This is a genomic window from Thauera phenylacetica B4P (assembly GCF_000310225.1).
GTDB classification, from domain to species: Bacteria; Pseudomonadota; Gammaproteobacteria; order Burkholderiales; family Rhodocyclaceae; genus Thauera; species Thauera phenylacetica.
This window is the reverse complement of record NZ_AMXF01000281.1, coordinates 1-4703: the sequence shown is the minus strand read 5'-3', so window position 1 is coordinate 4703 and position 4703 is coordinate 1. Positions and strand designations below refer to the sequence as shown.

General features: G+C 69.3%; 5 protein-coding genes. All 5 read right to left on the bottom strand.

What is annotated here, in order from left to right:
* Window positions 1-209 precede the first annotated feature (209 nt).
* Window positions 210-1589, bottom strand: a complete 1380-nt coding sequence (locus C667_RS20395; RefSeq protein WP_004380399.1) for an NAD(P)(+) transhydrogenase (Re/Si-specific) subunit beta — start codon at window positions 1587-1589, stop codon at window positions 210-212.
* The gene (locus C667_RS20390; protein ID WP_004324745.1) at window positions 1586-1891 is read right to left on the bottom strand and encodes an NAD(P) transhydrogenase subunit alpha part 2; all 306 of its coding nucleotides are present in this window, start codon (window positions 1889-1891) and stop codon (window positions 1586-1588) included. The genes C667_RS20395 and C667_RS20390 overlap by 4 nt, the downstream gene beginning before the upstream one ends.
* Before the next feature lie 13 nt (window positions 1892-1904).
* Window positions 1905-3029, bottom strand: a complete 1125-nt coding sequence (locus C667_RS20385) for an NAD(P) transhydrogenase subunit alpha (protein WP_004380398.1) — start codon at window positions 3027-3029, stop codon at window positions 1905-1907.
* A gap of 379 nt (window positions 3030-3408) precedes the next feature.
* Complete coding sequence (locus C667_RS20380; protein WP_004380397.1) at window positions 3409-4197, bottom strand: PP2C family protein-serine/threonine phosphatase; 789 nt, start codon at window positions 4195-4197, stop codon at window positions 3409-3411.
* 126 nt (window positions 4198-4323) lie between these two features.
* The coding region (locus C667_RS20375; RefSeq protein ID WP_004380396.1) for a heterodisulfide reductase-related iron-sulfur binding cluster at window positions 4324-4703 on the bottom strand (380 nt) is incomplete at its 5' end.

Below are 4703 nucleotides of genomic sequence, written 5' to 3'. Positions count from 1 at the left end.
GGGCGCGGCGGCGGCCGCGGGCGCCCTCTGGGCGAGGACCGGGCCGGCGGACAGGGCGAGCGAGAGGGCAAGCGAAAGGGCGAGAAAGCGCCGAGGAATGTGAACGCGCGTCGGGCCGCAGGTGCAGGGGAGACCCCTGCCCTTGCGGCCCGACGCGCTTCCGGTTCGAGCGAAACCCGCCGACGCTGGCGCCGGCGGGTGGTTCGGCATCATCCCTCCATCGACTTCACGTGCTGGATGACCTCGCCGATGGCTTCCTGCGCGCTGCCGTAGAGCATGCGGCAGTTGTCCTTGTAGAACAGCGCGTTCTCGATGCCCGAGTAGCCCGCGCCCTTGCCGCGCTTGACCACGATGACGTTCTGCGCCATGTCGGCGTTGAGGATCGGCATGCCATAGATCGGGCTCGACTTGTCGGTGCGCGCGACCGGGTTCACCACGTCGTTGGCACCGATCACCAGGGCCACGTCGGCCTGGGCGAAGTCGGCGTTGATCTCGTCGAGGTCGAAGATCTTGTCGTAGGGCACGCCGGCCTCGGCCAGCAGCACGTTCATGTGACCCGGCATGCGGCCCGCGACCGGATGGATCGCGAACACCACCTCGACCCCCGCCTCCTCGAGCAGCTGCGACATCTCCCACACCTTGTGCTGGGCGCCCGCGACCGCCATGCCGTAGCCCGGCACGATGATGACCTTCTGGCCGTAGCGCATCAGCGCCGCCGCATCCATCGCCGAGAGCTCGCGCATCGTGCCTTCGACCGCCTCGCCGCCTTCCACGGCCGCGCCGGTGATCGGAGCGAAGATGACGTTCTTGATCGGGCGGTTCATCGCCTTGGCCATGAGCTGGGTGAGCAGCATGCCCGAGGCGCCGACCACGATGCCGGCCACGATCAGCGCCGGGTTGCCGATCACGAAGCCCTTGAAGCCGACCGCGAGGCCGGTGAAGGCGTTCAGCAGCGAGATCACCACCGGCATGTCGGCGCCGCCGATCGGCAGCACCAGGATCACGCCCAGCGCCAGCGCCAGCACGAAGAACAGGAAGATCTCGAAGCCGCTCGGGTGCGCCGAGTAGGCCACGGTGAGACCGATGCCGATGGTGACGACCGAGAGCAGGAAGTTGATGTTGTTCTGTCCTGGCAGCCGGATCGCCTTGTTCATCAGGCCCTGCAGCTTGGCGAAGGCCACGCACGAACCCGAGAACGCCACCGCGCCGATCACCGCACCGAGCGCGAGCAGCGTGGAGGTGATCGCGTCGTGCGGCACGCCGCGCACCAGCTCGATCGCCGCGATGCCGGCCGCGGCGCCGCCGCCCATGCCGTTGTAGATCGCGACCATCTGCGGCATGTCGGTCATCTTGACCACCTTGCCGCTATACCAGGCCACGCCGCCGCCGAGCACGATCGCCACCACCATCAGGCCGATGTTGTGCAGGTCGGGGATGAAGAAGGTGGCCACCGTGGCACCGATCATCGCGTAGCCGGCCCACACCACGCCCTTGCGCGCGGTGACCGGCGAAGCCATCGCCTTGAGGCCGAAGATGAACACGATGGCGGCGATGAAGTACGCCATGTTCACGAACCAGTTCGACGTCATTGCTCACCCCCCTGCTTGCGGCCGCCGGCCTTGAACATGCCCAGCATGCGCTCGGTCACGATGTAGCCGCCGGCGGCGTTGGCCGCGCCGAGGAACACCGCGAAGAAGCCGATCAGCAGCTGCAGCGGGCTCTCCGGGTCGGCATGGCCGAGCGCCACCATGGCGCCGATCAGCACGACGCCGTGCACGAAGTTGGAACCCGACATCAGCGGGGTGTGCAGGATCACCGGCACGCGCGAGATCACCTCGTAACCGGTGAACGCGGCCAGCGCGAAGATGTACAACGCGGTAAAGCCATCCATTGGGATTTCCTCCTTACAGTCCGAGCGCCTGCTTGACGCCCGCGTGGCGAAGCTCGCCCGCATGCGCCAGGCAGCTGCCGGCCATGACCTCGTCCTCCCAGTCGAGCGCGAGCGCGCCGTCCTTGATGAAGGGCGAGATGAAGTTGAACAGGTTCTTGGCGACCATCTCTGAGGCATGCACCGGCATGCGGCTGGGGATGTTGGTCGGGCCGATCACGAGCACGTCGTCGATCCACACCTTCTCGCCGGCCACCGTGCCCTCGACGTTGCCGCCGGTCTCGGCTGCCATGTCGACCACGACCGCGCCCGGCTTCATGCGCGCGATCATGTCGGCGGTGATGATGCGCGGCGCCTTCTTGCCCGGGATGGCCGCGGTGGTGATGAGCGCGTCGCACTGCGCCACCGCCTTGGCGAGGCGCTCGGCCTGCTTGGCCTTCTCCTCCTCGGTGAGCTCGCGCGCATAGCCCCCCGCACCCACCGCCGACACGCCGGTGTCGACGAACTTGGCGCCGAGCGACTCGATCTGCTCGCGGGTCTCGGGGCGCACGTCGTAGCCCTCGACCATGGCGCCGATGCGGCGCGCGGTGGCGATCGCCTGCAGGCCGGCGACGCCGGCGCCGATGACCAGCACCTTGGCCGGGCGGATCGAGCCGGCGGCGTAGGTGAGCATCGGGAAGAACTTGGGCGAGTGGTCGGCGGCGATCAGCGCGCACTCGTAGCCCGCGACCGCGCCCTGGCTGGACAGGATGTCCATGCTCTGCGCGCGCGAGATGCGCGGCAGCAGCTCGAGCGCGAAGGCGGAGACCTGGCCGTCCACGAGCTGCTGCACGCGCTCGGCGCTGTACCAGGGCTGCAGCATGCCGCACAGCACGCTGCCCGGTTTCATGGCGGCGAGGGTCTCGGCGGCGGGCGGCTGCACGCACAGGACCACGTCGGCCGCGGCGGCGACGTCGGCCGCGCTATCGACCCAGCTGACGTCCGCGAAGTCGGTCTCGCGGAAGTGCGCACCCTTGGCGGCGTCCTTCTGCATCACCACGCTGGCGCCCAGACCCTGGTATTTCTTGACCACGTCCGGGACGACGGACAGCCGTCGCTCGCCGGGATGGACTTCCTTGAGCACTCCGATGACCAGAGGCATGGATGTACTCCTCCATATTGAAGGGTTAGAGGGGTTCGAAGAATGACGCGTCGGTCGCATGCCTCTTGATTGTTGTCTCTCCCTGCCCCGACTGGCGGGCTAGCGAGACCGACACCCATCGATATTAACTTCAATCAAGCTTCGCGCACCATCTTCGTGCAGCGCCAACAGGTGGCCGGGATGCGTGGTGGTTCATGTAGGAGCGCCGGCAGGCGCGAAGGCGGCGGTGGGGTTCTGTACGCGCGTCATTTGCCGGAACGCCGGGTTCGCAGCTGCCGCAGCTCCTACAGGGAGGGCCGGCGCGCGCGGCGGTTGGCGGGGCCGGTCGGGGCGCGCGACGGTTTGTGTAAGAGCGCCGGCCAGGGATGGCCCGGTGGTTTCAGCGCGCGATGGCGGGCCGGGTGGGGGTGGCGGCGTCGGTGCGGGCTTCGACCAACTTGACGACCGCGAGCGAGATGTTGTCGCCGGTGCCGGCTGCGCGCTCGCGGCCGAGCGCGACCAGGCGTTCGGCGGCGGCGCGCGCGGGGAACTCCTGCAGGGTCGAGGCGAGCTCGAACTCGGTGAAGTGCGCCCAAAGCCCGTCCGAGCACAGCAGGAAGCAGTCGCCGGCGAGCGGCGACTCCTCGCGGCCGTAGTCGATGCGCGGCTCGCGGTCGCTGCCCAGGCAGGACAGCAGCACGTTGCGCTGCGGGTGGCGCAGCGCGGCGCGATCGTCCAGGCGGCCCTTGCGCACCAGCTCGGCGACCAGCGAGTGGTCGCCGCTCACCGACATCGTGCGCGTGCCGCGGAAGTGGTACATGCGCGAGTCGCCGCAGTGCGCCCAGTAGGCCTTGCCCTGCTGCATCATGAAGACGACCGCGGTGCTGTGCGGGTCCTGCTCGCTGGTGAAGCGGGTCAGCTTGATGACGACGTGGGCCTCGTCGATGATGCTGCGCAGCAGGTGCTCGGGCGTCTCGTGCAGCGGCGCGTAGGCCTCGAAGTTCTGCCGCGCGCGCATCAGCACCTGCTCGGCCGCCATGGCGCCGCCGCTGTGGCCGCCCATGCCGTCCGCGAGCACCGCCATCATCATGCCCGGGCGCTTCGGGTGGCCGAACAGCGCGACGCGGTCCTGCTGTTCCTTGCGGTCGCCCAGATGCATCGCGACACAGGTTTCGGCGGTGAAGGGCATGGGGTCGGGAGTGGAGCTGATCGGGACGGATCACGCCATGATATCAACCCGGATCGGGGAACCGGCGGCGGAATCCGGCCCGGGTCCGCAGCCGGGCGTGAAATCCGTCACGCCCGGTGCGGTTCATCACGGGGCTGGGCCCAGGCGGGCGTCGATCAGCTCGATCCAGTGCAGCACCGGCTTGTCCGTGCCCGCCTGCAGGTGGGTGATGCAGCCGATGTTGGCCGAGGCGATCCGCCCGGCGCCGCCTTCGAGCAGGGCGTCGAGCTTGTTCGCGCGCAGGCGGCCGGAGAGCTCGGGCTGCAGGATCGAGTAGGTGCCTGCCGAACCGCAGCACAAATGCGCGTCGCGCACCGGGGTGAGCGCGTAGCCCGCCGCCGTCAGCAGGGACTCGACCGTGCCGCGGATGCGCTGGCCGTGCTGCAGCGTGCAGGGCGCATGCCAGGCGAGCGGCTCGCGCGGCTGCGCGCGCGCGGCGAGCCGCGCACGCAGGGCCTCGCCCTCGG